The organism is Saccharothrix sp. NPDC042600, from assembly GCF_040647305.1.
Classification (GTDB): Bacteria; Actinomycetota; Actinomycetes; order Mycobacteriales; family Pseudonocardiaceae; genus Actinosynnema; species Actinosynnema mutabilis.
The window spans coordinates 116,734-140,830 of the sequence record NZ_JBEZBW010000002.1 but is presented as its reverse complement, the minus strand read 5'-3'; the positions used below and the strand labels follow the sequence as shown (position 1 = coordinate 140,830).

At 73.6% G+C, this 24,097-nt stretch carries 22 protein-coding genes; 6 read left to right on the top strand and 16 right to left on the bottom strand.

Going from position 1 to position 24,097, the window contains the following annotated elements; all coding sequences use genetic code 11:
- Positions 1 to 14: 14 nt before the first annotated feature.
- Both AB0A74_RS02590 and AB0A74_RS02585 read right to left on the bottom strand, forming a co-directional pair.
- Positions 15 to 1,265 carry a hypothetical protein gene (locus AB0A74_RS02590; RefSeq protein WP_358247138.1) on the bottom strand — a complete coding sequence of 417 codons (1,251 nt, stop codon included), beginning with the start codon at positions 1,263 to 1,265 and terminating at the stop codon, positions 15 to 17.
- The gene (locus tag AB0A74_RS02585) at positions 1,262 to 2,935 is read right to left on the bottom strand and encodes a hypothetical protein (RefSeq protein ID WP_358247137.1); all 1,674 of its coding nucleotides are present in this window, start codon (positions 2,933 to 2,935) and stop codon (positions 1,262 to 1,264) included. Before AB0A74_RS02585 ends, AB0A74_RS02590 begins: the two co-directional genes overlap by 4 nt.
- A 334-nt stretch (positions 2,936 to 3,269) precedes the next feature.
- On the opposite strand from AB0A74_RS02585, the gene AB0A74_RS02580 reads away from it, so the two are divergent.
- The 6 genes from AB0A74_RS02580 to AB0A74_RS02555 all read left to right on the top strand — a co-directional run bounded on the left by AB0A74_RS02580 (position 3,270) and on the right by AB0A74_RS02555 (position 9,120).
- A complete protein-coding gene (locus AB0A74_RS02580) occupies positions 3,270 to 3,968 on the top strand; it encodes a phosphoadenylyl-sulfate reductase (RefSeq protein ID WP_358247136.1) in 699 nt (232 codons plus the stop codon).
- Between the two features lie 96 nt (positions 3,969 to 4,064).
- The gene (gene cysD / locus AB0A74_RS02575; protein ID WP_358247135.1) at positions 4,065 to 4,982 is read left to right on the top strand and encodes a sulfate adenylyltransferase subunit CysD; all 918 of its coding nucleotides are present in this window, start codon (positions 4,065 to 4,067) and stop codon (positions 4,980 to 4,982) included.
- 2 nt (positions 4,983 to 4,984) lie between these two features.
- Entirely contained in the window at positions 4,985 to 6,289 is a 1,305-nt protein-coding gene (locus AB0A74_RS02570; protein ID WP_358247134.1) for a GTP-binding protein, read from the top strand.
- Positions 6,290 to 6,291: 2 nt separating this feature from the next.
- Entirely contained in the window at positions 6,292 to 7,395 is a 1,104-nt protein-coding gene (locus tag AB0A74_RS02565; RefSeq protein WP_358247133.1) for an ABC transporter substrate-binding protein, read from the top strand.
- Entirely contained in the window at positions 7,392 to 8,192 is an 801-nt protein-coding gene (locus AB0A74_RS02560) for an ABC transporter ATP-binding protein (RefSeq protein WP_358247132.1), read from the top strand. The genes AB0A74_RS02565 and AB0A74_RS02560 overlap by 4 nt, the downstream gene beginning before the upstream one ends.
- Positions 8,179 to 9,120 carry an ABC transporter permease gene (locus tag AB0A74_RS02555; protein ID WP_358247131.1) on the top strand — a complete coding sequence of 314 codons (942 nt, stop codon included), beginning with the start codon at positions 8,179 to 8,181 and terminating at the stop codon, positions 9,118 to 9,120. Before AB0A74_RS02560 ends, AB0A74_RS02555 begins: the two co-directional genes overlap by 14 nt.
- On the opposite strand, the gene AB0A74_RS02550 is transcribed toward AB0A74_RS02555, so the two are convergent.
- The 14 genes from AB0A74_RS02550 to AB0A74_RS02485 all read right to left on the bottom strand — a co-directional run bounded on the left by AB0A74_RS02550 (position 9,008) and on the right by AB0A74_RS02485 (position 24,064).
- The gene (locus AB0A74_RS02550; RefSeq protein ID WP_358247130.1) at positions 9,008 to 9,826 is read right to left on the bottom strand and encodes a sirohydrochlorin chelatase; all 819 of its coding nucleotides are present in this window, start codon (positions 9,824 to 9,826) and stop codon (positions 9,008 to 9,010) included. The genes AB0A74_RS02555 and AB0A74_RS02550 overlap by 113 nt on opposite strands.
- A 130-nt stretch (positions 9,827 to 9,956) precedes the next feature.
- Positions 9,957 to 11,390: an MFS transporter gene (locus tag AB0A74_RS02545; protein ID WP_358247129.1), complete on the bottom strand. Its 1,434-nt coding sequence runs from the start codon at positions 11,388 to 11,390 to the stop codon at positions 9,957 to 9,959.
- A gap of 281 nt (positions 11,391 to 11,671) precedes the next feature.
- Positions 11,672 to 12,634 carry a non-homologous end-joining DNA ligase gene (gene ligD / locus AB0A74_RS02540; protein ID WP_358247128.1) on the bottom strand — a complete coding sequence of 321 codons (963 nt, stop codon included), beginning with the start codon at positions 12,632 to 12,634 and terminating at the stop codon, positions 11,672 to 11,674.
- Between the two features lie 135 nt (positions 12,635 to 12,769).
- A complete protein-coding gene (locus AB0A74_RS02535) occupies positions 12,770 to 13,336 on the bottom strand; it encodes a GNAT family N-acetyltransferase (RefSeq protein WP_358247127.1) in 567 nt (188 codons plus the stop codon).
- Complete coding sequence (locus AB0A74_RS02530) at positions 13,333 to 14,793, bottom strand: ATP-binding cassette domain-containing protein (protein ID WP_358247126.1); 1,461 nt, start codon at positions 14,791 to 14,793, stop codon at positions 13,333 to 13,335. The genes AB0A74_RS02535 and AB0A74_RS02530 overlap by 4 nt, the downstream gene beginning before the upstream one ends.
- Positions 14,790 to 15,545, bottom strand: a complete 756-nt coding sequence (locus tag AB0A74_RS02525) for an ABC transporter permease (protein WP_358247125.1) — start codon at positions 15,543 to 15,545, stop codon at positions 14,790 to 14,792. The genes AB0A74_RS02530 and AB0A74_RS02525 overlap by 4 nt, the downstream gene beginning before the upstream one ends.
- A complete protein-coding gene (locus AB0A74_RS02520; protein ID WP_358247124.1) occupies positions 15,542 to 16,480 on the bottom strand; it encodes an ABC transporter permease in 939 nt (312 codons plus the stop codon). Before AB0A74_RS02520 ends, AB0A74_RS02525 begins: the two co-directional genes overlap by 4 nt.
- Positions 16,477 to 17,991 (bottom strand): ABC transporter substrate-binding protein, encoded by a 1,515-nt coding sequence (locus AB0A74_RS02515; RefSeq protein WP_358247123.1) that lies wholly within the window; start codon positions 17,989 to 17,991, stop codon positions 16,477 to 16,479. The genes AB0A74_RS02520 and AB0A74_RS02515 overlap by 4 nt, the downstream gene beginning before the upstream one ends.
- 11 nt (positions 17,992 to 18,002) lie before the next feature.
- Entirely contained in the window at positions 18,003 to 18,779 is a 777-nt protein-coding gene (locus AB0A74_RS02510; RefSeq protein WP_358247122.1) for a class I SAM-dependent methyltransferase, read from the bottom strand.
- Positions 18,776 to 19,954: an MFS transporter gene (locus tag AB0A74_RS02505; RefSeq protein WP_358247121.1), complete on the bottom strand. Its 1,179-nt coding sequence runs from the start codon at positions 19,952 to 19,954 to the stop codon at positions 18,776 to 18,778. The genes AB0A74_RS02510 and AB0A74_RS02505 overlap by 4 nt, the downstream gene beginning before the upstream one ends.
- Positions 19,951 to 20,997, bottom strand: a complete 1,047-nt coding sequence (locus AB0A74_RS02500) for a dipeptide epimerase (protein ID WP_358247120.1) — start codon at positions 20,995 to 20,997, stop codon at positions 19,951 to 19,953. The genes AB0A74_RS02505 and AB0A74_RS02500 overlap by 4 nt, the downstream gene beginning before the upstream one ends.
- Positions 20,994 to 22,055: a PLP-dependent cysteine synthase family protein gene (locus tag AB0A74_RS02495; RefSeq protein ID WP_358247119.1), complete on the bottom strand. Its 1,062-nt coding sequence runs from the start codon at positions 22,053 to 22,055 to the stop codon at positions 20,994 to 20,996. Before AB0A74_RS02495 ends, AB0A74_RS02500 begins: the two co-directional genes overlap by 4 nt.
- Positions 22,056 to 22,058: 3 nt before the next feature.
- Entirely contained in the window at positions 22,059 to 22,829 is a 771-nt protein-coding gene (locus AB0A74_RS02490) for a DUF364 domain-containing protein (protein ID WP_358247118.1), read from the bottom strand.
- Positions 22,826 to 24,064 (bottom strand): ATP-grasp domain-containing protein, encoded by a 1,239-nt coding sequence (locus AB0A74_RS02485; RefSeq protein WP_358247117.1) that lies wholly within the window; start codon positions 24,062 to 24,064, stop codon positions 22,826 to 22,828. The genes AB0A74_RS02490 and AB0A74_RS02485 overlap by 4 nt, the downstream gene beginning before the upstream one ends.
- Between the last annotated feature and the right edge of the window lie 33 nt (positions 24,065 to 24,097).

Sequence of the window (24,097 nt, the reverse complement as noted above, 5' to 3'; positions counted from 1 at the left end):
GGGGGTGGCCCCTCTCACCTCTCGGGCAGCGGCCCGGTCACCGGGATGATCAGACCGCCGGGCAGCCAGTCGGGGGTCGAACCGTGGTCGTGCGCGGTCACGCCGCCCATGCCGGGCATGTAGGGCGCGGCGGCGACCGCGTAGAGGCGCACCGGGTCGGCCGCGACCGACCGGCCGCGCGCCTGGTGCCAGGCCAGGTAGCCGGCCGCGCTCGGCGCCTCGCCCGGCACCCGGGCGGCCAGCGCGGCGAGGTAGTCGCCGGCGGCCGGGTCGCGCGGCGGGTAGCGCAACGGGATCTGCTGGCCGCTGGCCCGCCGCAGCAACGCGGAGGAGAGCAGCCACGGCGCGAGGTAGGTGCTCTGCGCCACGACCGCGCCGGTGTCCACGTCGCGCACGACGGCCTCCGCGCCCGCCCACCCGGCGACGACGACCAGCGGTCGGTTCGTGCCGTCCGGCGCGGTCACGGTGAGCCCGGCGCGCTGCGCCGCCGACCGCACCTCGCCGGCCGCCGCGACACCGCGCGGCGACTCGTCGGACACCAAAGCGAGGCTGCGTTCACCGCGCCCCGCGAGGAAGTCCACCGTGGTGCGCAACGCCTCGGCGTCCGCTTCCGACAGACCGTCGGACGGGCAGGCGTCCGCGGCGTCACCGTTGGCCAGCAACGCGCCCACGACGGCGCTGGCGCACTCGGGACCGTCCGGACCGCGCAGCGCCGCCCGCGCGGGAGCGGCGTCGGAACCGGTGTCCACGTCCAGCGCGCCGGTCGCCCCGCCCGCGGACACCCACAGCTTGCTCGGGCCCGCCGGCAGGTCCACGGCCACCCACGTGTGCGCGCTGCCCGGACGCCGCTCGCCCGCGGTGAGGCGGTCGCGGTCGGTGCCCGCGCCCGCGTCCGCCGCGCCGACCGCGACCAGGTTGAACCCCGGCCGGTTCGGCACCACCAGCACCGGCACCTGCTTCCCGGCCAGCGCGAGCGCGCCGAGCCGGGGCGTGCCCGCGTCGGGGAACAGCCCGGAGTCCTCGGCCCGGGTGACGCTGACCAGCAGGGCGCCGGTCGCCACCGCCAGCGAGGCCGCCAGCGCGGCGACGAACCGCCCGCGGGGCAGCTCCCGGCCGAGCAGGACGACGCCCGCGGCGGCGACGGCCGCGAGACCGGCGACGATCATCGCGACGACCGCCGCCTTGTCCGCGGCCACCGCCGGCCGGTCCAGGTGCCCGTGCTGAGCGATCAGCACGGACACCTGGTTGGAGACCGATCCACTCACTTGAGCTTCCCGTCGCTGACCGCGAACAGGACGCCGTGCGGCTGGCTGTCGCCGTAGTCGCCGTGCGGCCACGACGGGCGGTTGAAGCTGACGCAGGGCCGGCCGGTCCGCTCGTCGCGGAACTTCTTGTCCAGCTCCACCTTGCCCGCGCGGTTCATGTCGAACATGCAGACCCGGTGGTCGCCGCCGCCGCCGAAGGAGCCGGCGACGAAGTAGTTGGACACCGCGAAGCGCTTGACGTGCTCGGTCTCCCGGTACATGCCCCGGTGGTCGCGCTCGAAGTTGTCCATCGCGCCCCAGTGCGGGCCGCCGTCGCTGGTGTCGCGGATCGGCACCACCGCGGTCAGCTCGGGGCAGTCGCGCTCGGAGCCGCCCGCGTAGACCTCGCGCAGCTCGTCCACGCTGCACCGGACCCGGTCGCCCGAGTCGAGCAGCTTGCGGATGTCCAGCACGTAGATCATGCCGGTGGTCTTGTCCAACGGCTCGCCGTACGGGATGGACTGGCCCATGACCGCGTGGAACAGGAAGCGGTCGTCCGGGCTGACCGCGAGCCAGCTGGAGTTGTCGCCGCCACCGGTGACCGAACCGTCCGGGTGGAACCGCTTGTAGGCGGTCGTGTCGTCGAACACCTCACGCCACTGCGGCGCGGGCGCGGTGATGTCGGGCGTGTAGAAGACCGCGCCACCGGCCATGGAGGACACGAAAGCGCCCTTGTGGCCGGGCTTGTTGGTCATCGCGACTTCCATGACCACGCGCGACTCCTTGAAGAACGCCTTCTCCTCAAGGACCGAGCGCGGGCCGTCGGCGACCTTCGACACCGACTTCAGCGTCGGGTTGGTGCGGTTGGTGATGTCGAAGACGCGCACGGTCTGCCGGGCCAGCTCCTCGCGCAGCGGCGAGTCCGGCGTCATGAAGTTGCGCGCCTCGGCGAAGTCGCTGGCCACCAGCACGTTGAGGTCCTCGCGGACCGCGATGCCGTGCGGGTTGGCGCAGCTTGACTGCGGCAGGGCCGGCACGTTGCCGCACTGCGCCGGGTCCTCGCCCTCCTTGGTCGCCGCCGGGATCTCGGCCAGCGTGCGGCCGTCCTTGCCGATCAGCACGATGTCGCCGGGCGACCCGGCCGCGCCGTTGCCGATCCGGACCTCGCCGTTGGTGTAGGTGCACGGGCCGGCGACGTTCGGGCCGCCCATGTAGGTCGCGTACGCGGTGCCGTCGCGCAGCGTCTGGTACGCGTCCGGCAGGGTGCCGCACGGCGTGTCCATCGGCGTGTTCACGCCGACCAGGCGCAGCGCGGGCAACGCCTTGGAGTCGAAGACGAACGTGGTGTCGGAGATGATGCCGCCGGCGTAGATGTGGTCGCCCTTGTGCCACACGTACTGCATGTGGTGGGGCTCGTTGCCCATGCCGGGGCCGACGGTGACGGTGTTGACGACCTTGCCGTAGGTGCGCGAGCTCGGCGTGGCGTCGATGACCGCCAGGAAGTCCGGCGCCGGCTGCTTCGCGGGACCGGACCAGGCGAGCAGCCACTGCCGGCCCTCGCCCCGGGACGCCGGGAGCAGGTGGTTGGTGGCGGTGTAGGTGGTCCCGTCGGAACCCTTGAAGCTGGTCGTCCACTGGACCGCTTCGCTGCCGGCCGCATTGGCGCCGGTGAGCAGCGCAGCGGCCGTCACAATCACTGAAACAAGCCCCAGCGCCCTTGCTGCCGGGCTTTGTCGGAAATTGAGGAGCCTCACACTTGTACCCGCTCTTTCGGGAGACGGACGGTGATCCCGCGGTGCCTGGGCATGCGCATTAGCACACCTCCCGCGGTACTGTCGCAGACACTCGCTGACGTGCTGCTGATACGCGCGGGGTGCGGTCTCGCGCAATGCGGATCAGCGCGCTGTCAGCACCGCGTCCGCGCCTGCTGCTAATGTCGCTGACACCGGGCGCCTTTGTTCGAAATACGTTCCCCGAACCACCGCCGCAACGCGGAGTTCGGCTGTGGAAGGTGGTTTGCGAACAATGACTCGCAGCAACACCCCCGAACTCGCCGAGCTGGCCGCGCGGGCGGATCGGCGGTTGGCGGAGGCCTCGGCCGAGGAGGTCCTGGAGTGGGCCGCGACCACGTTCGGCGAGCGGCTGTGCGTCGCCTCGTCGATGGCGGACACGGTCCTGGTGCACCTGGCGTCCCGGGTCGCGCCCGGGATCACCGTGCTGTTCCTGGACACCGGCTACCACTTCGCCGAGACCATCGGCACCCGCGACGCCGTCGCGGAGTTCATGGACGTGACGGTGGTCAACCTGGTGCCCCGCCAGAGCGTCGCGGAGCAGGACGCGGAACACGGGCCGAGGCTGCACGACCGCGACCCCGACCTGTGCTGCGCCCTGCGCAAGGTGGCGCCGCTGGACGAAGGCCTCGCGGGCTACGACGCGTGGGTCACCGGTGTGCGCCGCGAGGACTCGCCGACCCGGGCCGACACGCCCGTGGTCGGCTGGGACGCCAAGCGGGACATGGTGAAGGTCTCGCCCCTGGCCCGGTGGACGCAGTCCGATGTGGACTCCTACGCCGCCGAGCACGGCGTGCTGCTCAACCCGTTGCTGTCGGCCGGTTACCCCACCGTCGGCTGCGCGCCCTGCACCCGTCCGGTGCGGCCGGGGGAGCACGCCCGCGCGGGCCGGTGGGCGGGCCTGGGCAAGACGGAGTGCGGCCTGCACACCTGACCCGACGACGACAGCTCCACGGCCGACCGCCCCCTCCGGCCGGCCGACCACCCCTACCACCACAGAGGACACACGCCTGTGACGACGGCCGCAGCGGTGAGCGAGTGGACTGACGACCCCTACGCCCTGACCCACCTCGACGCCCTCGAATCCGAGGCGGTCTACATCTTCCGCGAGGTGGCGGGCGAGTTCGAGCGGCCGGTGCTGCTGTTCTCCGGCGGCAAGGACTCCGTGCTGATGCTGCGCCTGGCGCTCAAGGCGTTCGCGCCGGCGCCGCCGCCGCTGGCGCTGATGCACGTGGACACCGGGCACAACTTCCCCGAGGTGCTGGACTACCGCGACCGCGTGGTGGCCGAGTGCGGCCTCAAGCTGCACGTCGTCTCCGTGCAGGACTACATCGACCGCGGCCTGCTGCACGAGCGGCCCGACGGCACCCGCAACCCCCTGCAGACGCTGCCCCTCAACGACGCCATCCGCGAGCACCGCTTCGACGCGGTGTTCGGCGGCGGCCGGCGCGACGAGGAGAAGGCGCGCGCCAAGGAACGGGTGTTCTCACTGCGCGACGAGTTCTCCCAGTGGGACCCGCGGCGGCAGCGCCCGGAGCTGTGGCAGCTCTACAACGGCCGGCACGCGCCGGGTGAGCACGTCCGGGTGTTCCCGCTGTCGAACTGGACCGAGCTGGACGTCTGGCAGTACATCCACCGCGAGCACATCGAGCTGCCCGACCTGTACTACGCCCACCGGCGCGAGGTGTTCCGCCGGGACGGGATGTGGTTGGCGCCGGGCGGGTGGGGCGGGCCGCGGGCCGACGAGCCCGTGGAGACCCGGGTGGTGCGCTACCGCACGATCGGCGACATGTCGTGCACCGGCGCGGTCGAGTCCGACGCGACCGACCCGGCCGCGGTGATCGCCGAACTGGCCGCGTCCCGGCTGACCGAGCGCGGCGCGACCCGGTTCGACGACCGGCTGTCGGAGTCCGCGATGGAGGACCGCAAACGCGAAGGGTACTTCTAGCCATGGTGACACCCGGCACGACGACCACCCTCCTCCGGTTCGCCACCGCGGGCAGCGTGGACGACGGCAAGTCCACCCTCGTGGGACGGCTGCTGCACGACTCGAAGTCGGTGCCGGCGGACCAACTGGCGTCGGTGGACCAGGCCTCCCGCGACCGCGGCGGCGAGGGCATCGACCTCGCGCTGCTCACCGACGGGCTGCGCGACGAGCGCGAGCAGGGCATCACCATCGACGTGGCCTACCGCTACTTCGCCACGCCGCGCCGCCGGTTCATCCTCGCCGACACCCCCGGGCACGTGCAGTACACCCGGAACATGGCCACCGGCGCGTCCACCGCCGAGCTGGCGATCATCCTGGTGGACGCCCGGCACGGCGTGGTCGAGCAGACCCGCCGGCACGCGGCCATCACCGCGCTGCTGCGCGTGCCGCACGTGACGCTGGCGGTGAACAAGATGGACCTCGTGGGCTGGTCGGAGCGGCGGTTCCGCGAGATCGCCGAGCAGTTCGGGACCTACACCGACACGCTCGGCCTGACCGGGGTCACCGAGATCCCGATCGCCGCGCTCACCGGGGACAACGTGGTCGAGCCCTCCGGCCGGATGCCGTGGTACGGCGGCCCGACCGTGCTGGGGCACCTGGAGGACGTGCCGGTCAGCCACGACCCGACGGCGTTCCCCGGCCGGTTCCCGGTGCAGTACGTGATCCGGCCGCGCGGCGCGGCGCACGCCCACTACCGCGGTTACGCGGGCCAGGTGGCCTCGGGCGTGTTGCGGGTCGGCGACCGGGTCACCGTGCTGCCCGCCGGCACCACGACCACCATCACCGGCATCGACGCCCTGGGCGGCAGCGTGCCGGCGGCGTGGGCGCGGCAGTCGGTGACCATCCGGCTGGCCGACGACCTGGACGTCGCGCGCGGCGACCTCATCGCGCCGGTCGGCAGCGCGCCGACCCCGACGCGGGCGGTCGACGCGATGGCGTGCCACGTCGCGGCCCGGCCGCTCGTGGTGGGCGACCGGGTGCTGCTGCGGACCGCCACCCGCACGGTCAAGGTGGTCGTCGAGGGCATCGAGGTGCAGCCGGGTGTCGAGGACGCCGCGCGCTGGGCGGGCACGGGTGGACGGGCCGCGGACCGGTTGGCGGTCAACGAGATCGGCCGGCTCGCGCTGCGCACCGCCGAGCCGCTGGCCGTGGACGCCTACGCCGACTGCCGGTCCACCGGGTCGTTCCTGCTGATCGACCCGTCCGACGGCGCCACGCTCACCGCGGGCATGGTCCGGTCCGCGCCGCGGGCCGACGGGAGCTGGTGAGGATGGCGGTCACCGCCCGCGGCGCCTCGGCGGCGCGCGTCCGGCGCTTCGCCGTCGTGCTCGCCGCGCTGGTGCTGGCGGGCTGCGGCTACGGCTCCCTGCGCGACGCCGATCCCGCCCCGGTCGCGGCGAGCGGCCCGAAGCTGTCGGTCGACGTCGTCCGGATCGGCTACCTGCCCAACCTCACCCACGCGACCCCGTTGGTCGGCGTGCGCGACGGGTTCTTCGCCCGCGAGCTGGGCGGCACCGGCGTGTCCGACGTGGTGTTCAACGCCGGGCCGTCGCTGATCGAGGCGGTGAACGCCGACTCGGTCGACATCGGCTGGATCGGCCCGTCGCCGATCATCAACGGCTACGCGCGGGCCGCCGGCGGGAACCTGCGGGTGATCTCCGGTTCCGCGTCCGGCGGGGTGCGGCTGGTGGTCCGCCCGGAGATCGGCTCCGCGCGCGACCTCAAGGGCCGCCGGATCGCCTCGCCGCAGCTGGGCAACACCCAGGACGTCGCCCTGCTCACCTGGCTGGCCGACCAGGGCCTGCGAGTGGACGCCCGCAGCGGCCGGGGCGACGTGTCGGTGGTGCGCACCGCCAACGCCGAGGCGCCCAGCGCCTACCGGACGGGCGCGATCGACGGGGCGTGGGTGCCCGAGCCGACCGCGGCGAAGCTGGTGGCCGAGGGCGCCAAGGTGCTGCTGGAGGAGTCCGACCTGTGGCCCGGCGGGGCGTTCGCCACCACGAACGTCGTTGTCTCGCAACGCTTCCTCGCCGAGCACCGCGACGTCGTGGCCGCCGTGCTGCGCGGTTCCGTCGCGGCCAACGCGTGGATCAACGCCAACCCCGCTCAGGCGAAGGAGTCGGTCAACGGCGCGCTGCGGCGGCTGACCGGCAAGGCCCTGCCCGCCGAGGTGATCGACCGCGCCTGGGACTGTGTCGAGGTCACCGACGACCCGCTGGCCTCGACCCTGGCCACCCAGGCCGCGCACGCCGTGGCCGTCGGCCTGGTCGAAGCGCCGGACCTGCGCGGCCTGTACGACCTGAGCCTGCTCAACGACGTCCTGCGGGCCGCGGGCCGGCCCGAGGTCACCGACGCCGGTCTGGGGGCGAAATGACGTCCGCGAAGCCACGCCCGGCCGCGGTGGAGGCGCCGCCCGCGCCGCCGGTGTACCGGGTGCGGGTGCGGGGGGTGTCGAAGGCCTTCCACACCGGCCGCACGACGACCGCCGTGCTGGACGGCATCGACCTCGACGTCGAGGCGGGCCAGTTCGTCACGCTGCTCGGCGCGTCCGGCTGCGGCAAGTCCACCCTGCTCAACCTGATCGCGGGGCTGGACCGGCCCTCCGCCGGGACCATCGACACCGGCGGCGACCGGACCGCGCTGATGTTCCAGGAGCACGCGCTGTTCCCGTGGCTCACCGCGGGCCGCAACATCGAGCTGGTGCTGCGGCTGCGCGGCATGGGCAAGGCCGACCGCCGGACCGAGGCGGAACGCCTGCTCGACCTGGTCCGGCTCGGCGGCGCGCACGGCAAGCGGGTGCACGAGCTGTCGGGCGGGATGCGGCAACGCGTCGCGCTGGCCCGCGCGCTGGCCCAGGACTGCCGCCTGCTGCTGATGGACGAGCCGTTCGCCGCGCTGGACGCGATCACCCGGGACGTGCTGCACGAGGAGCTGACCCGCCTGTGGCGGGAGACCGGCCTGTCGGTGCTGTTCGTGACGCACAACGTGCGCGAGGCGGTGCGGCTGGCCCAACGGGTGGTCCTGATGTCCTCCCGCCCCGGTCGGATCGCCCGCGAGTGGCGCGTCGACATCCCCCACCCGCGGCGCGACGAGGACGCCGCGGTGGCGAACCTGTCGGTCGAGATCACCGAGGTGCTGCGCAGTGAGATCCGACGGCATGGCCGGCACTGACCACCGGGACGACGGCGGCCTGGACGAATTGGCCCGCCTGGAAGCGGGGCTGGACGCGCTGGAGTCGCCGACCCAGCGGCGCGTGCCGGTGGGTGACGTGCTGCGGCGCAAGGTGTTCCCGCCGGTGCTCGCGCTCCTGCTGGTGCTGCTCGCCTGGCAGGTCCTGGTGTGGGCGCGGGTCACCGACGACTACAAGCTGCCCGCGCCGCTGGACGTGTGGGCCAGCGCGCGGGAGCTGTGGCTGCGCGGCGAGCTGCTGCACATCGTGTGGACCAGCGTGTCGCGCGGCCTGTTCGGGTTCCTGCTCGCGCTGGCCATCGGCACCCCGTTGGGACTGCTGGTCGCGCGGGTGGCGCTGGTGCGCTCGGCGGTCCGGCCGGTGCTGTCCGGGCTCCAGTCCCTGCCGTCCATCGCGTGGGTGCCGCCGGCGGTGATCTGGTTGGGGCTCAACGACACCATGATGTACGCGGTGATCCTGCTGGGCGCGGTGCCGTCGGTCGCCAACGGCCTGATCGCGGGCATCGACCAGATCCCGCCGCTGTACCTGCGCGCCGGGCGGGCGATCGGCATCCGCGGCGCGCGCAGCGTCCGGCACGTCGTGCTGCCCGCCGCGCTGCCCGCCTACGTGGCCGGGCTCAAGCAGGGCTGGGCGTTCTCGTGGCGCTCGCTGATGGCGGCGGAGATCATCGCCTCCTCGCCCGACCTGGGCGTCGGCCTGGGCCAGCTGCTCGACAACGGCCGCAACAACGCCGACATGGCGGGCATCTTCCTGGCCATCCTGCTGATCCTGGTCGTCGGCATCGCCATCGACCTGCTCATCTTCTGCCCCGTGGAACGGGTCGTGCTGCGCCACCGCGGTCTGCTGCGAGAAGGGGAGAACTGCCGGACCACGTGGTTCCGGCGGCCCGCGGCCGAAGCCGCGCCGTAGCCCGGTAGCGGTCGAGCACCAGGCGCACCAGCTCCGGCGCGTCACCCAGCTCGGCCGCCACGACGTCCGCGTCCGCCGCGCCGCGCGCGATCCGGTCGGACAGCCGTCCCGGGCAGATCACGTACCGGGCCACCGCCACCCGCCGCACGCCGTCCGCGCGCAACGCCCGGACGGCGTCCTCGGGCGCGGGGACGCCGGTGGGGGAGGACCCGGTGGCGAACGCGGGCACCACCGCGCGCCACCCGCTCTTGGCCCACACCCGCGCGATCCGCCGGATCACCGCCACCGCGTCGGGGTCGGTCGAGCCGGCGGCGGCCAGCACCAGACCGGTCGAGGCGCGGTCGACGCGCCGCACACCGGCCTCGGCGAGCCGGCGCTCCAGGGCGCGCACGAGCAGGCGGGACGGGCCGAGCACGGCGGAGCGGCGGACCGCCACCCCGTGGTCGGCGCGCAGCACCGCGGGCAGGTCCACCTTGTCGTGGAACGCGCTGGTCAACAGCAGCGGCACGGCGACCACGTCCGAGGCGCCGCCGGCGGCCAGGACGTCCACGCACTCCGGTGGGCCGGGGTGGTCGAAGTCGAGGAAGGCCGGCGCCACCGCCAGGTCGGGCCGCTGGGCGCGGACCCGGTCGGCGATGGCGGCGACGGTGGCCGCGTGCCGCGGGTCGCGGCTGCCGTGCGCGACGAGCATCAACGCCGACGTCATCCGCACTCCTCGTCCCTGGACGCGAAAGAGCCGCGTAGCGCGAACCGTGGTGGGGACACCACCGGGAGGGGTGTTCGCGCTACGCGGCAGGGGGGTCCTCCGTGCGGAGGCCGGGTTCAGGCGGGCCCGGTCAGGCGGTCGCCTTCTTGCGGTAGGTGACGGAGCCCGCCAGGGCCAGCAACGTGACGGCGATCGTCGTGATGGTCACGACCCACAGGCCGGCCCGGTAGCCGCCCAGCGCGCTGCTCGTGACCACCGTGAGGACGGTCGCGGTGATCGCGACCACGATGCCGTTGCCGATCTGCGCGCCCGCGTTGAACAGGCCGGACGCGAGGCCCTGCTCGTCCTCCGCGGCGCTGCCCACGGCGGCGATGTTGAGCGCCGGGTAGACCGCGGCGAAGCCGAAGCCACCGAGCAGCTGCTGGACCGCGAGCAGGACCAGCGGGTCGACCGAGCCGATGAACAGCACCCACGCCAGGTAGCCGACGCACATCATGACCAGGCCGATCGAGGCGATCGGCCACGCGCCGTGCTTGGTCACCAGGACCGCGCCGTAGCGGGCGGTGCCCGCCGTGAGCACGCCGCCGACCAGGAAGGCGAGGCCCGCCTGCAGCGGCGACCAGCCCAGTTCCACCTGGTAGTACAGGGTGAGCACGAACTGGAACGCGACGTAGGCGCCGAAGAACAGCATGCAGATGTTCGCCCGGGTGAGCTGGGGCCGCCGGAAGATGCCCAGCGGGACCAGCGGCGCGGGGTGGTTGCGCTCGACCGCGGCGAAGATCGGGAACAGCACGACCGCGGCGGCGAGCGAGGCGATGGTGATCCAGTCGCCCCACCCGTTGGTGGCGGCCCGGCTGAGCCCGTACACGAGCGCGACCGCGCCCGCGGTGACCAGGACCGCGCCCAGCACGTCCATGCGCTGGCGCTGCGACGCCTCCTGGCGACCGGGCACCACGGCGCCCGCGAGCAGGGCGACGATCAGGCCGACCACGGCCGGCAGGAACATGGTCAGCCGCCAGGAGATGCTGGACAGCAGGCCGCCGAGCACCAGGCCCAGCGAGTACCCGGCCGAGGCGACGGCGAGGAACGTGCCCAGCGCCCGGTTGCGCGCGCTGGGTTCGCGGAAGGCGTCCAGCAGGACGGCCATGGCGACCGGTGCCGTGATGCCGGCGCTGATGCCCTTGGCCAGGCGCGCGACGACGAGCAGCAGGCCGTTGTCGGCGAAACCGCCCACGAGGCTGGCGACGATGAAGACGACCAGCCAGCCGATGAGCAGCTTCTTGCGGTTGTAGACGTCGGCGAGCCGGCCGCCCAGCAGCAGGAAGCCGCCGAAGCCGAGCGCGTAGGCGCTGACCACCCACTGCAGGGCCGCGGGCGACATGGCCAGGTCGTCCTGGACCAGGGGGAGGGCCGGTCCCATGGACGCGATGTCCATGGCGTCGAGGAACTGGACCGCGCAGACGACCGCCAGCAGCAGCGGCAGGTTCTTCACCACTGTCGCGCCGACCGGCGGTTTCGGGTCCTGGTGGATGGGTGGCGAGGCCGCTGGGGACGGCTCGGTCATGATCAGCTCCGCTCATGTGGGACGCCGAACCACCTTTAGTGGACCGATCAGTCCCGGACTGGTCGGTCCATCTTCCGGCCAGACGAATGCCTCTGTCAACAGAGGCAATTCCGGCCGTTACGGTCCGTACACCCGGCACCGGGTCTTCGCGGGCTGTCGAGCCGGCCGTCGAGAGCCGTGCCGTCGCTCGGCGACGGCCGGTGGCGGAGTCCGTCCGCGCGGGTCTCCAGGGCTCGCCAGCGCCCGGCATCCCGAGTCCTGGGGCGGTGACTGCCGCCGAGTCAGAGGTCGGCCGGGGACTTGTCGGGGCGCAGGCCGCGCCAGCTCGGGTGGCGGAGGCGGCCCTCGGTGGTCCAGTGGCGGAATTGGACTTCGCCGACCAGTGACGGCTGGACCCAGTGCGCGCCTCGGGCGTGGTCGGCAGGGACCTCGTCGGCGAAGGGCGGGGTGGGGCGGGTCAGGGGGTGTAGGCGGGTGAGCAGGTCGGACAGCATCGGGGCCGTGAAGCCGGTGCCCACCTTGCCCGCGTAGTGGAGGCCGTTCGGGGTCGGCACGCCCAGGAGCAGCGCGCCGATGGTGCCGGAACGGCGGCCTTCGCCCGGCCGCCACCCGCCGATCAGCACCTCCCGCGTGCGGATCAACGGGACCTTGATCCACGACGGCGACCGGCGGCCCGGGTCGTAGCGGGACGTCAGGCGTTTGGCCACCACGCCCTCCAGGCCGTGCTCGGCGGCGATCGACTGGACGGTCCCGCCCGGCAGGTCGGTGAAGTACGGCGGGACGCGGATGGACGGGTGCCTGCTCAGCCCCAGGCCTTCCAGGAGCTCGCGGCGGGTGGTGTAGGGCTCCGCGAGCAGCGGGCGGCCGTCCAGGTGCAGGACGTCGAAGACGTAGTACGAGACCGGGATCCGGGCCAGCAGCTCGTCGGTCGGGCGGCGGGTGTGGATCCTCGACTGCAGGCGGCTGAAGTTGGGGCGGCCCTCCGGGTCCAGGGCCACGATCTCGCCGTCCAGGACCGCCGGGCGGTGGTCCAGCAGGGTGGTCAGGGCGTGCAGCTCGGGGTACGTGCGGGACGCGTCCAGGTCGTTGCGGGTCAGGACGCGCAGGCGGTCGTCCCGGACGTAGGTCGTCGCGCGCACGCCGTCCCACTTGAACTCGAACGCCCAGCCCCCGCCCTCCGGCAGGTCGCCCAGGACCGCCAGCATGGGCCGGACCAGGTCCGGGAAGTGCTGCCGCTGCGCCAACTCGTCCGTCCTCTGTAGACGGCTCCGGTGCCACCCAGTGTCGGTCGGGGAGGGCGAGCGCGCAGTGCGGCTAGCTCTGCGAAGGACATAAGCCCGACGGGGGCGTCCGGGAACGCCCCCGTCGGGGTGGGGCGGTTACAGCGGGATCTCGAAGTGCACCGTCTGGAACGCCAGCGGGTCACCGTCGCGGGCGTCGTGCACCTCGGTGGCCACCGAGCGCCAGAACGGCTCCGCACCCGGGATCCGCGTGTCGGTGTGCAGGTACAGCTTCGAGTAACCCGGCGTGGCCGCCACGAAGCGGGTCGCCAGGTCCACCAGCGCGCGGGCCAGCCCGGCCCGGCGGTGGTCGGGCCGCACGTACACCCGGAACAGCTGCGCCGTGCTCGCCGACGGGTACCGGGCGGCCAGCCACGCCGGGTGCGGCGGGCTGGCCGGACCCTGGGCCCGGACACCCGTCGTGCCGACCACCTCGTCACCCTTCAGGGCGACGAACAACGCGTGCCGCGCCGGCCGCAGGTACGCCCCTTCGAGGTCGACCACGTCGGCGTGCCACTCGGGCCGGTAGCCGTAGCCGAACTCGTGGTAGAAGGTGTCCAGCATGACGCCGCGGGCCCCGGGCAGGTCGGCTTCGGTCGCCAGGCGCACGTCGTAGGGCCCTACGGCCGACAACGTCGGCGCGGCCTGGCGGTGGTGCGTGGTCATGTCCTCTTCTCCTCTGTTCCTTCCAACGCGCGGCCCAGCAGGCCGATGGTCACCGGGTGGGTGGGGGAGTCCAGCACCTCCGCCGCCGAGCCGTGCTCGACGAGGAGGCCTTGGTGCAGCACGGCGACCCGGTCGGCCAACCGGGCCACCACGGCCAGGTCGTGGCTGACCAGGACGACCGCGCAGGGCAGGTCCGCCAGCAGGTCGAGCAGGCTCGCCTGGGTCAGGGTGTCCAGCCCGGAGGTGATCTCGTCGCACACCAGCACGTCCGGTTCGGCCAGCAGGGCGCGCACGAGCGCGGCGCGCTGCAGTTCGCCGCCGGACAGGCCGGGCGGTCGCCGCCGCACGGTGTCCTCGTCCAGGCCGACGGCGGCGAGCCCGGCCAGCGCCTCCGCCTCGCCGCCCGCCCGCAGCCGCACGGCGGTCCGCGCCACCTGGGCCAACACCGTGCGGCTCGGGTCGAACGACGACCTCGGGTCCTGGAAGACGTACTGGACCGCGGCCAGTTGCGCCCGCGACCGCCGCCGCAGCGACCGCGGCAGCACCCGCCCGGACAGCCGGACCGTCCCGTCGTAGCGGGCGTGCAGGCCGGACAGGCACCGGGCGAGCGTGGTCTTGCCGCTGCCCGACCGGCCGACGACCGCCAGGCACTCGCCGGCGCCCAGCGACAGGTCCACACCCCGCAGCACCACGGCCTTGCGGTGCCGCGCCGTCAACCCGCCGACCTGCATCAACGGCGGCTTCGCGGCCACCTGCACCGGCACGGTCACGCGCGGCTGGGCGGCCACCAGCGCCCGCGTGTAGGGCGAGCGCGGCCGGTCCAGCAGCCCGACCGGCCCGGCTTCCGCCACCCGGCCGTCGCGCAGCACCACCACCTCGTCGGCCAGCGCCCGCACCACGTCCAGGTCGTGGGTCAGCAGGACCACCGCCACCCCCTGGGCCGCGACCGACGCCAGCTCGTCCACGATCTCGGCCCGCGTGATCGGGTCCTGCCCGGTGGTCGGCTCGTCGGCCACGACGACCGCCGGATCGCCCACCAGCGCCTGCGCCAGCACCACCCGCTGTTGCTGCCCGCCGGACAGCTCGTGCGGGAAGCGCCGCAGCAGCTCGGCCGGCACCCGCGCCCGGCGCAGCGCGGTGGCGATCAGCTCCTCCGGATCGCCCTCCCGCACGGCCGCGACCTCCCGGAACACCCCGCCGATCCGGCGCACGGGGTTCAGCGCGCCGGCGGGCTGTTGCGGCACGAACCCCACCCGGCCCTCGACCGACACCCGCCCGGTCACGGTGACGCCCGGCGCGTGCTCGCCCAAGAGAGCCAGCCCGGTCGTGGTCTTGCCGCTGCCCGACGCGCCGACCAGCGCCAGCACCCGCCCGGCGGACAGCGCGAAGCTCACCCCGTCCACCAGGGTCCGCCCGCCCGCGACCGCCCGCAGATCCTCGACGTGCACGACGGTCACACGGCCTCCTTGCGCAGGGCGCGGTCGAACGTCAGGTTCAAGCCCACCGACAACGCCACGATCAGCAGCGCGGGCACCACCACGGCCCACGGCTGCAGGAACAACCCGACCCGGTTGCGGTCGACCATGACCGCCCAGTCGGCGGCGTCCGGCGGCACGCCCACACCCAGGAAGCTGGCCGACGCCACCAGGTACAGCGCGCCGGTGAGCCGGACCCCGGCGTCGGCGGCCAGCGTCCGCAGCATCGACCGCCCGGTGTAGACCACGGAGGTCCGCCACCACGACTCGCCCTGCAACCGCATCGCCTCCAGCGCCGGCCGCGCCGCGATCTCCAGCGCCGCGCCGCGCGAGATCCGGGCCACGTCGGGGAAGTTGACCAACGTCACGACGCCGATCAGCACCGGCAGCCCGGGACCGGCGATCGCCGCCGCCAGGATCAGCACCAGCAGCGACGGCACGGCCAGCAGCAGGTCCAGCGGGCGCATCAGGACGTCGTCGACCACTCGGGACATCGCCGCCACCACACCCCACGGCACGCCGACCGCGTAGGAGAACACCGTGGCCAGCAACGCGACCAGCACGACCGTCTGCCCGCCCAGCAACACCTGTTGCCACACGTCCCGGCCGACGAAGTCCGTGCCCAGCGCGGAGTTCGGCATGAACGGCGCACCGCGGGGCACGTCGTCGCCCACGAACAACGGCCCCACCAACGCCAGCACCAGCGGTACCGCCACCAGCAACGCCCGGATCACGCGACCACCGCCGACCGGGGCGCGAGCCGGAACCCGACCAGGTCCGCCACCAGGTTGACCAGCACGGTCGTCACCGCGAACACCACCGCGAGCCCCTGCACCACCGGCAGGTCCCGCCCGGCGACCGCGTCCACGAGGATCGTGCCCAGCCCCGGGATCACGAACACCGCCTCCACCACGATCACCCCGCCCAGCAGCCAGTCCGTGGTGCGCGCGAGTTGCTGCACGGCCGGCGCGACCGCGTTGGGCAGGGCGTGCGCGAACCGGACGCGCCGCTCGCCGATGCCCAGCCGCCGCGCGTGCCGGACGTGGTCGGAGGCCAGGGCGTCGATCATCCCGGCCCGCACCAGCCTGCTCACCGAGCACACCGGCCGCGCCAGCAACACCACCAGCGGCAGCACCAGCACCTGCGGCTGGGCCAGCAGGTCCGCGCCCACGGCCGTCGGCGGCAGCCACCCCAGTCGCACCCCGAACACGGCGATCAGCACCACCGCCAACGCGAACTCCGGGATGGAGTGCAGGCCGACCGTCACCGTGGTCAGCGCCCGGTCCAGCGGACCGCCCTCGCGCAACGCCGCCGCCACGCCGACCAGCACCGACAGCGGCACCAGCAGGACCAGCGACACCACCGCGAGGACCAGCGTCGGCCCGAGCCCGTCGGCCAGGAACTCCACCACCGGCCGCCCCGACACCAGCGACACCCCGAGGTCACCGTGCGGGAGCCCGGACAGCCACGCGCCGAACCGGTCCAGCGCGGGCCGGTCGAGCCCCATCGCCGAACGGATCTCTTCGATCCGCCGGGGGTCGGGGTTGTCGCCGGCCAGCGCCACCGCCGCGTCCCCCGGCAGCGCCTGCACCAGGAGGAACACGGCGGTGACGACGGCGATCACCTGCGCCAGGCCGATCGCCAGCCGCCGCAGGGCGTACCGGGTCACCCCAGCCACACCTTGTCGAACCGGGCCCAGTCCAGGGTGTTCGCGGGCGCGGTGGAGATGCCGCCGACGTTGGGCGCGGCGCCCACGATCCAGTCCGCGAAGCCCCACATCAGGTAGCCGCCCTCGGCGTGCAGCGACCGCTGCATCTCCCGGTACAGCGACGCCCGCTCCCCGGCGTCCACGGTGGACACCGCCTTGCGGTACAGCTCGTCGAACTCCGGCCGCGCCCACTTGGTGACGTTGGTGCCGGAGTCGCTGAGCAGCCGCTGCGCGATGTGGGTCTCGATCGGCATGGCGCCGGACCGGAAGCTGGACAGCGAGCCGTTCTTCAGCGTGTCCGACCAGTAGCTGTCCTTGTTGCCGGTCACCACCTCGATGGTCAGACCGGACCCCTTGGCCTGGTCGGCGAACACGGTGGCCGCCTCGACCATGCCGGCGGCGGCCGTGGACGTGTCCAGCTTGACCGTCAGGCCCTCCGCACCCGCCTTGCGGATCAGGAACCTGGCCTTGTCCAGGTCCCGGGTGCGCTGCGGGATGTCGTCGGCGTAGTACTGGTAGCCCTTGCCGAACAGGTCGTTGGCCACCTGCCCGCTGCCCGCCAGCACCGACTCCACCAACTGCTGCCGGTCGGCCAACAGGAACATCGCCTCCCGCAGGTCGCGGTTGTCGAACGGCGGCCGGTCCAGCTTCATCGCGAACGCCTGCACGGCGCTGTTGGGGGAGCGGTGGATCGCGATGCGGCCGTCGCTGTGGCTGCGGGCGGTGGTGGGCGTGAGGTCGTGCGCGTACTGGACCTGGCCGCCGAGCAGCGCGTTCGCCCGCGCGGACTCCTCGTTGGCGATGACGAACTCCAGCTCGTCCAGGTGCGGCGCGCCCTCCCAGTAGTCCGGGTTCTTCTTCAGCACCACGGACTTGCCCGGCTCGAACGACACGAAGCTGAACGGGCCGGAGCCGACCGGCTTGGCGAAGTCCTCCGCGCCGGCGGGCACGATGTACGCGCCGAACGCCGCCAGGGCGTTGGGGAACTCGATGAACGGCCGCTTGAGCGCGAACTCGACGGTCCGGGCGTCCACCGCGCGGCTGTTCGCGAGGTCCACCAGGCTCAGGCTGGACTTCGCCCGGAACGCCCGGTTCGGGTCGAGGATGCGGGCGTAGCTGGCCAGCACGTCCTCGGCGCGCACCGGCCGGCCGTCGTGGAACTTGGTGTCCCGCAGGGTGATCCGCCACTTGGTCAGCGTGGCGTCGGGCTCCCACTTCTCGGCCAGTCTGGGCTGCGCCGAGACGTCCGGGCCGAGGTCGGCGAGCTTGTCGAACACCGCCTTGGCGCGGGCGGCCTCGACGAACAGGTTGGCCAGGTGCGGGTCCAGCACCTCCTTGGCCCCACCGCCCGCGAACGCCGCGCGCAGCCGGCCGCCGGCTTTCGGCGCGGAGGCCTGCTGGGCGGCCGGGGTGGCGCACGCGGACAGGGCGGCCAGCGGGAGCAGGCCGAGGAAGTGGCGGCGGGTGGGCATGGTGGTTCCTTTCACAGGCGGCGGGCGACGACGTGCAGGCGGTCGCCGGACAGGGCTTCGCTCAACCGCGCGTCCGGGGACCACGGTTCGTCGGTGCGGGGACCGGGGCCGTCGAACAGGGCGAGCACCTCGAACCCGGCGAGGTCGAGCAGGTGGCGCAGCTCCAGCGGGAACAGCAGCCGCCACGCCGAGCGCTGCACCAGCGGCGGCGCGCCCGGCCAGGTCCACTCGCGGCGGCGGCGCAGCAGCTGGGCGGCGTGGTCGATCCACAGCTCGGTGCGGGAGGTGTAGGGCACGCCTTCCCACTCGACGGTCCGGGTGCGCACGCCGTCGAGCAGTTCGGTGTTGCCCAGGAAGAACGCGCCGTTGCGCATCTCCGCGACCAGCAGGCCGCCGGGGGTCAGGTGGTCGCGGCAGCGCTGGAGGAACGCGGTCAGGTCGGCGTTGGCGTGGCAGTACAGGAACGCGCTGTCCAGGCACGTGATGACGTCGAAGGACCGGTCGAGCGCGAAGGTGCGCATGTCGCCGAGCACGAACTGGGCCCGGTGGTGCTCCCGTGCGTACGTGACCATCCGCTCGGAGCTGTCCAGCCCGACGACGTGGTAACCGTTGCGGGCCAACCACCCCGCGTCCCGGCCGGTGCCGCTGCCGATGTCCAGCAGGGTGCCTCCGCCGCCGAAGCGGGTCACGACGTCGTGGACCCAGCGGGCGGCGACGTGGTCCGGGTCGGGGAACTGGTGCTCGTAGAGCGCCGGGTTGTCGGTCAGGAAGTTCTCGCCCACGCTCATCGGGCCGCCTCTCGGGTCGGGGTCAGGACGCCGCGGCGGTGCAGCCACACCACGGCCGCCGCGCACCCCAGCCCCACGGCGACGCACACCAGCGACGCCGCCGCGCCGGACACGCCGAACACCCAGCCGATGGCGGCGTTGCCCGCCGTCGCCGCGATGCCCGACACCAGGTAGAACACGCCGAAGTAGGTGCCGGACCGCCCGGCGCGGCCGAACGCGGGGATCAGCTCGTAGACGAACGGGTGCGCGATCATCACGCCCAGGGCCAGGAAGAACGCGGCGACCAGCGGCCCGGCGAGCCCGCCCGCCCGGACGTGGCCGAGCGCGGTCGCGCAGAACCCGACGCCCATCACGGCCAGCCCGACCGCGATGGCCCGCCCGCGCGGCACCCGCTCGAACCACCGCGTGACCCGCACCTGCAGGAGCAGCGTCGCCACGGTCGAGACCAGGAACACCGCCGCGACCGCCCGCGCCGACCCGGTCAGCCGTTCGACCTCCAGCGGCAGCACCAGGTAGAGCTGGTTCTGCAGCACGAACATGCCGGTCAACGCCACGGTGAAGGCCAGGAACCGCCGGTCCGCCAGGCTCTCCCGCCAGTCGTCCAGGACGGTGCCGTCCTGCGGGGCCGCCTCCCGCGCGGGCAGGACGAGCGCCTGCGCCACCGTCAGCACGGCGAAGATCCCGGCCGCGACCAGCGCCGACACGCGGAAGTCCCACAGCAGCAACAGGCTGCCCAGCAGCGGCCCGGCCAGCGCGCCGGCCTGCGCGTAGACGTTGAACAACGCGAACGCGCGGACCCGGTCGTCGGACTCCTCGGCGATGTACGCGCGCACGGCCGGGTTGAACAGCGCCCCCGCGAGTCCGCTGAGGACGGACGCGGCGAGCAGCACGGTCATCGTCTCACCGACCGCGAACAGGCCGAACCCCACGGCCCGCAGGGCGCAACCCGCGATGATGACCCGGCGCGGCCCGAGCCGGTCGGCCGCCGAACCGCCCAGCAGGAACAGCCCTTGCTGGCTGAACGTCCGCACGCCCAGCACGACGCCGATCGCCGCCGCGGACAGGCCCACGTCGCCCAGGTGCGTGGCCAGGTAGGGGATGAGCAGGTAGAACCCGGTGTTGACGCCGAACTGGTTGACCAGCAGGAGCCGCACGGGCAGCGGGAACCGCCTCATCGCGGCACCACGCCGGTTCCGGCACGGGGCACCTCGCCGGCCTCGGCGCGTGGCACCACGCCGAGACCGGGCGCGCCGGTCAGCCGCAGGGTCCCGTCCTCGCCGCCGATGCCCCGCCACGGGTCGTGGGCGAGCAGGAGGTGGCCGTCCAGGTCGACCCAGCGGGCGTGCCCGGTCAGGTGGGCGGCCGGCGCGATGCCCAGGGAACTGGCGACCAGGCAGCCCAGCATGACGTCGAGACCGGCCTGGTGAGCGGTGTCGATGATCTCGCGGGCCTTGGCGATCCCGCCGCACTTGGCCAGCTTCACGTTGACACCGTCCACCAAGCCCGCCAACGCCTTCACGTCGTCGGCGGTGGCCGCGTCCTCGTCGGCGACCAGCGGGGCGGGGCAGCGTTCCTTCAGCCAGGCCAGTTCGTCGAGGCGGCCCGGGGGGAGCGGCTGTTCGAGGGCGTCGACCGGAGGCAGTTGGTCGAGCACGCGCACCGCCTGCTCCGCCGTCCAGCCGCCGTTGGGGTCTAGGATCAGCCGGGCTTCGGGAGCGGCTTGGTGGACCGCGCGCACGGTCGCCACGTCGTGTTCGGCACCGACTTTGACCTTGAGCACGGAGAACCCGCGTTGGGCCAGTGCGGACGCCTGTGCGGCGCAGTCGAGGGGATCGCCGATGCCGATGGTGAAGGCGGTCGGCACGTCCGTCCACTGCGGATCGGCGATGAGTGCGTGCAGGGGCGTACCGGCGCGCAGGGCGAGCAGGTCGTGCACGGCCGCGTCGAGAGCTGCGAGGACACCGGGCGGCAGTGGCGGTAGCCGGTCGAGGAGTTCTTCAGGGGGTGAACCAGAAACGATTGGCGAGACGTCGGTGAGCAGCTCGACGATCCGGGGCACGTCCAGGTTGTAGAACACGCTGGTCACGACCTCGCCGTGGCCGCGGACGCCGTCGTGCTCCAGCACCACGCGCACGGCGTCGCGCCGGGTCATCACCGACCGCGAGATGCGCAGCGGCGAGGCCAGGTCCAGGCCGTAGACGTGCCAGGAGAGCTTCACACCGGCACCCCCACCGCGTGCGTGCCCGAAGAGTTCGGCGCGGCGACGTTCGAGCACCGCGCCCAGCTCGTCACCTCGATCTCGCCGGAGTGCCCGATCTCCACCGGGCGGTCGGCGGGCACGCCCAGCAGGCCGCGCGACTGGCAGAAGTCGTCGTCGAAGATCGTCCCCAGGTAGCGGTGCGGACCGTCGGGGAAGATCGTCACGACCCGCGCCGAAGGCTCCAGCCGCGCCACCCACGCCGACACCAGCGCCACCGCGCCGGTGCTCCACCCGCCGGTGACGAACCCGTCGCGGGCCAGCCGCCGGCACGCGTCCACCACCTCGACCGGGCCGAGCCAGTGCACCTCGTCGAACTCGTGGTAGGCCACGTTGCGCGGGTGGATGCTGCTACCCAGGCCGCGCATCACGCGCTGCCGCGCGGGCTGGCCGAAGATGGTCGAGCCGACGGTGTCCACGCCGACCAGCCGCAGCAGCGGCCAGTACCGGCGCAGCGCCGCGACGACGCCCGCGCTGTGCCCGCCGGTGCCGACGCTGCACACCAGCACGTCCGCGCGGTCGAGCTGCCGGACCAGTTCCCGGGCCAGGCCCGCGTACCCCGCGGGGTTGTCGGGGTTGTTGTACTGGTCGGGCCAGTACGCGCCGGGCAGGCCGCGCAGCACGGCCCGCAGCCGGTCCAGCCGCGCCTGTTGCCAGCCGCCGGTCGGGTGCGGCCGGTCCACGATCTCCAGCCGGGCCCCGTGCGCGCGCAGCAGCGCCCGCATCGACGGCTCCAGTTCGTGGTCCACCACCAGCACCACGGGGTGGCCCAGCGCCTGGCCCGCGAAGGCCAGGCCCAGGCCGAGCGTGCCGCTGGTCGACTCCACGACCACCGCGCCCGGCCGCAGGTCACCGCGCTGCTTGGCGGCCAGCAGCATGGCGACCGCCGAACGGGCCTTCATGCCGCCCGCGCCGAGGTGTTCGAGCTTGGCCCAGAACCCGCCGTGCCGGTGGGGCAGCGGGGTGTCGATGCGGGCCACCGGCGTGTTGCCGAGCAGGTCCAGCAGACTGGCGCGCATGGGTCACGGTTCCCGGTAGTGGAACAGGGTGGTCGGGCCGCCGTGCAGCCAGAAGAACGGGTACGGCTCCGCCGACACCGCCCGCAGCCCGGCGCCCAGCAACCACGGCGCGACGGCGCTCGCGGTCTGGGCGAACAGGGTGACCGGGCGTCCGGTGGCGAGCAGGGGCTCGAACGTGCCGTTGCCCAGCGTCATGCCCGAGGCCAGGACCAGGTCGAAGTCCGCGCCGTCGGCGTCGGTGACGATCGGCTCTCCCCACTCCGTCCGGCCACCCTTGAGGTCGCACGGCACGTACGGGACGCCGCGCGCGCGGAGGTGGTGCAGCAGGGAGTTCACCACGCCGACGACCAGGACCCGTTGTCCCGGCCGCGGGTCGAGCAGGTCGACGACGGCTTCGGCGCGGTCCATCGACTTGGCCAGCGAGTCGCCCCGGGCGAGGGTGATGGGCTCGGCCTTCGCCGTCTCGTGCGGGTGGACGTGCATGAGGTAGGCGTCGAGGGCGGCCGTGCGGACCGCCGCGTGCGGGTGGTCGAGCAGCTCGGCGACGCTGGCCCCGGCGCAGTCCGCCACGTCGGGCTCGTCGTCCGGCTCGACCGCGCACGACCCGACCGCCTCGCCGACCCGCAGGCTCACCACCGTGTTGCGGTAGGACCGGTCGCGGGTGGCGTGCCGGGCGCTCTGGCGGGTGGAGAACGCGACGCTCACCGCCGTGCCCGCCGGGTCCGGTCCCAGCTCCCCGGCGCGGACCCGGCGCACGAGGTCGGCGGGGGTCACTTGTCGTCCTCGGCGTAGCGGACGTCGATGCCGGCGACGACCCGCTCGGCGCGGGCGCGAGCGTCGTGCTCGGGCGAGGTGACCATGACGTGCCCGAGGTAGGTGTTGTTGCTGGTGGGCTCGCCCGCGCGGTGCCCGGCGGGCTTGACCGACCAGTCCACGACGTCCGGGTGGTCGGGGGCGTCGATGCCCGCGATCACGCCGGCCCTCGGCGGGAGGAGGAAGGAGATGGCCGCGCTGCGCACCCCGGTTTCGCGCGGGCGCAGGTCGGGGCGCTCGCCGACGGCGAGCTGGGCGAACACGGCCGGGAGGTCGATGCCCGTGGTGCGGCGGACCAGCTCGGTGATCTGGTTGCCCGCGGGGCGCGGGTTGACCTCGATGAGCTTGGGGCCGTCGGCGGTCAGCTTGACCTCGGTGTGGGCGACGGACTCGTCCAGGCCGAGGGCCTCGATCGCGGCGAGGGCGGTGTCGATGGCTTGCCGGGCCTGCGCTTCCGGGAGGGCGGCGGGGAACATGTGCCCGCTCTCCACGAACCACGGGTCGCCGGCGATGCTCTTGTCGGTCACGCCGATGACGTGCGTGGTGCCGCCGGTGGTGACGGTCTCCACGCTGACTTCCGGGCCGACCAGCAGCTCCTCCAGGAGGATCGCGGGGATGCGCGGCTGGTTGCGGGCGTTGACCGGGAAGGCTTCCAGCGCGAGGAACGCGTCCCGCAGGCCGTTCTCGTCCTGGACCTTGCGGACGTGCATGCCCGCGCACAGGTCCACCGGTTTGACCACGAGCGGGTAGCCGAGGTCGGCGGCGGCCTTGGCGGTGGAGGGCCAGTCGTGGGCGAGGGCCCAGCGCGGTCCGGGGACGTCCGCGGTGGCCTGGCGGGTGAGGTCCTTGCGGTAGGCGCGCTCGACGGCGTCGGCGGCCGGGCCGGGCAGGCCGAGGTGGTTGGCGACCTTGGCGACGGTGGCCAGGTAGTAGTCGCAGGAGGAGATCACGCCGTCGAACCCGAGCAACCCGTGCGCCTCGGCCACGAAGGGCAGCAGGTGGTCGAGGTCGTTGGTCTCGGTGGTGAGGACGTTGTCCGCGGTGAGCAGCGGGTGCGGGTGGCTGGGAGCCGAGCGCAGGTAGTGGTGCAGGTCGCGGGTCAGGAAGGTGAAGCGGTGCCCGGACTCGCGGATCGCGCGCGGCAGCAGGCTGCTCATCGCGCCAACCCAGCTCTCGATCATCAGCAAGTGCGCCACGCAGGTCCCTCCGACGGTCCTCGATCGTGTGAT